At 32.4% G+C, this 3,259-nt stretch carries 3 protein-coding genes; 2 read left to right on the forward strand and 1 reads right to left on the reverse strand.

The window, feature by feature from the left end; all coding sequences use genetic code 11:
• Positions 1-10: 10 nt before the first annotated feature.
• Positions 11-1,117: a ribose-phosphate pyrophosphokinase gene (locus tag KHW44_RS07725; protein WP_304068019.1), complete on the forward strand. Its 1,107-nt coding sequence runs from the start codon at positions 11-13 to the stop codon at positions 1,115-1,117.
• Between the two features lie 10 nt (positions 1,118-1,127).
• Positions 1,128-2,204: a histidinol-phosphate transaminase gene (locus KHW44_RS07730; RefSeq protein WP_304068022.1), complete on the forward strand. Its 1,077-nt coding sequence runs from the start codon at positions 1,128-1,130 to the stop codon at positions 2,202-2,204.
• 52 nt (positions 2,205-2,256) lie between these two features.
• On the opposite strand, the gene KHW44_RS07735 is transcribed toward KHW44_RS07730, so the two are convergent.
• Positions 2,257-3,259 (reverse strand): molybdopterin oxidoreductase family protein (locus KHW44_RS07735; protein ID WP_304068025.1); only part of this gene is annotated, 1,003 nt, incomplete at its 5' end.

A 3,259-nucleotide genomic window follows, 5' to 3' on the forward strand; every position in this document is an offset into this window, starting at 1 on the left:
AGGAGGACTTATGTCAGAATCAAAATTTGAAGAGTTTCCATACGGAGAACTTGGAATCATAGCAATGAAAAACATCGAAGGTTTGGCAAAAGAAGTAGACGAACTTTTGATGAAAAAAAACGGTGCAACAGAAAGTTATTTATTAAAAATAACAGAATCTAGATTCAGTAACGGTGAAGGTAAGGTTACTATCGATGAATCAGTAAGAGGTCGTGATATTTTAATAATATCTGACGTTGGAAATTATGGATTGAAATACAACATGTTTGGAGAAGAAACAATAATTAGTCCAGATGAACACTTCCAAGATATCAAAAGAGTTATCTCCGCTATTAACGGAAAGGCTTCTCGTATCAATGTAATGATGCCTCTTTTGTATGCATCTCGTCAACACAGACGTAAATCCAGAGAATCACTTGACTGTGCAATGGCGCTTCAAGAGTTAGAAGACATGGGAGTAGATGGAATTTACACATTTGATGTTCACGATCCAAACGTACAAAATGCAATTCCATTGATGACATTTGAAAATATCTATCCTACAGCAGAAATAGTTACTCATTTCTTAGAAAAAGAAAACATAACTACTGATGAATTAGATAAGAAAAACATGATTATAATATCACCAGATACTGGCGCAATGGATAGAGCAATTTACTATTCTAACATTTTGAAACAAGACATAGGATTATTCTACAAAAGACGTGATTACACAAAAGTAGTAGATGGCAAAAACCCTATTATTGAACACAAATATATTGGACGTGAAGTTGAAGGAAAAGACATTTTAATCGTAGACGATATGATTGCTTCTGGCGGATCTGTTATTGATATAGCAAAACAATTGAAAAAACAAAATGCAAACAGAATCTTCTGTGCAGTAAGTTTTGCATTATTTACTGAAGGCCCTGAAAAGTTTGACCAAATGAACAAAGAAGGCTACATTGATGGAGTTTATTCTACAAACTTAACTTACGTTCCTGAAGAAATCAAAAATAAAGATTGGTTCCATGCTGTAGATATGAGTGAATTGATGAGTGAATTCATCCACCACATAAACAGAGAAGAATCCATCTCAATTTTATTAGATAAAACAAGAGGTATTAATATTTTATAAGGAGAGTAAAATGAAATCATCTCACGGAGCAAATCTTTTTGAAATCCAAAAAGAATACGGATTTAACATAGATGAAATCAAAGATTTTAGTTCAAACGTAAACCCTTTGGGTCCTAGTCCAAAAGCCATGAAAAAGCTTGAACAAAATTTAAATAAAGTTGGAGTCTATCCTGACCCAAACTACGATAAGCTTTTATCATCTATTGAAAAATACACAAATATATCTAGGGACAAAATCCTACTAACATCCGGCAGCACCAATCTGATTTCATCATTTATTAGTCTAATTAATCCGAAAAATGCAATAATATTCAACCCTAGTTATTCTGAATACGAAAGAGAACTAAACAAAATCAACTCTAATATAATTTCTTATGATTTGGATAAATCTAATGATTTTTCAATAGATTGTGAGAAACTATCAAAAATGATAAAGGAAAATGACGTAAGTCTTGTAGTATTGACCAATCCAAATAATCCGACAGGATATGCAATTGAAAACAGAAAACTTGAAGAACTTATCAAATCAAGCAATTGCTATTTTATGATAGATGAAACTTATGTTGAGTTTTCAGATGTAGACATGTATTCTGCAGTAAATTTAACTGAAAAATGTGATAACCTACTTGTTATACGCTCTACATCAAAGTTTTTTGCAGCGGCCGGAATAAGATTGGGATACGGAATAACTGGAAATAAAAAACTTTATGATGATATAAATAAGCACACGAACTTGTGGAACATCAACATATTCGCAGACATTCTTGGCTCTGAAATGTTCACAGACACTGATTATCACAAAAAAGTGTACGAATTTATAAATCGTGAAAAAGAAAAAATGATATCTACTTTAGAAAAAATAGATTGCTTGAAAGTTTATCCTTCAAAATCGAATTTCGTACTTTGCGAAATACTGGACAAACGAATAACTGCACATGAGTTAAGGGAACAATTAATCCCTCACGCTCTTATAATAAGAGACTGTGCATCGTTTAATAATTTGAATGAATACTTTTTTAGATTTTGCATTTTAGATGAAGAATCTAACTCCAAGTTACTAAAATTAATTGAAGAAATTTTAAAATAATTGCAATTTAAAAGGTCTCAGATTTTAAAATCTGAGACCTTTTTATGTTCTTTTATATTACTCTTTTATCTTTTTTGTGTTCATCTGATAATAAAGTTGCCATGTTAACAAATCTTTGAATTGTATCCTCATGATCAGGATGTAAATCAACTTTTTCAACATGAATTGCACAAACTTTGTATTCACCAGTTCCTGTAATTGGATCGTAGTGATTTGATGTAACTTCATTTACTGGAGATTCTCTGTAGTGGAATGTCATGAATATCATATTTGGTAATACTCTATCAGTTACCACTACACGAGTTACTATGCTTCCCCTTCTTGAAGTAACTCTGATAGTATCCAAATCTTTTACTCCCAATCTTTCTGCATCCTCAGGATTTATTTCAGCAAGTTCATAAGGACTTACTCCATCCAAATCTTTAGAGTATCTTGTAGTAATGTTATAATGATACAACATTCTTCCTGTACTTAAAATCATTGGATAATCTTCATCAGGCAATTCTTCTGATGGTCTGTATTCTATTTCCATCATTTGACCTTGACCTCTTGCAAATATACCTTTGTGCAAGTATTTTGTACCAGGATGAGATGTTGTAGGACATGGCCATTGTAATCCAACTTTGTCAATTCTTTCGTAAGTCATACCTCTGTAACTTGGCATAGTTACTCTCATTTCTTCAAATACATCTTCACTAGTTTCATAATCGAAGAATACATTTGGATTGATGATTTTACTTACATCACATAAAATTGACCAGTCATTTCTCGCTTGTCCTGGAGGAGCTACAGCTTTTCTGACTCTTTGAACTCTTCTTTCAGTATTTGTAAAAGTTCCATCCTTTTCTGCATAGCAAGTTGCTGGGAATACAACATCAGCAAGCTTAGCAGTGTCGGACATGAATATATCTTGAACTACTAATAAATCCAAGTTATTCAATGCTCTTTTAACGTGGTTTGCATCTGGATCTGATAGAACAGGATCTTCTCCCATTATATACATCGCCTTCAAATTGCCCTTAACGGCTTGATTAAACATTTCAGGAATTTGATAT

It is taken from the genome of Finegoldia magna (assembly GCF_018371055.1).
Lineage (GTDB): Bacteria > Bacillota > Clostridia > Tissierellales > Peptoniphilaceae > Finegoldia > Finegoldia magna_I.

Excerpts from the sequence above, each read along its gene's own strand:
- KHW44_RS07725 (WP_304068019.1), top strand. The coding sequence starts at position 11 with ATGTCAGAATCAAAATTTGAAGAGTTTCCATACGGAGAACTTGGAATC.
- KHW44_RS07730 (WP_304068022.1), top strand. The coding sequence starts at position 1,128 with ATGAAATCATCTCACGGAGCAAATCTTTTTGAAATCCAAAAAGAATAC.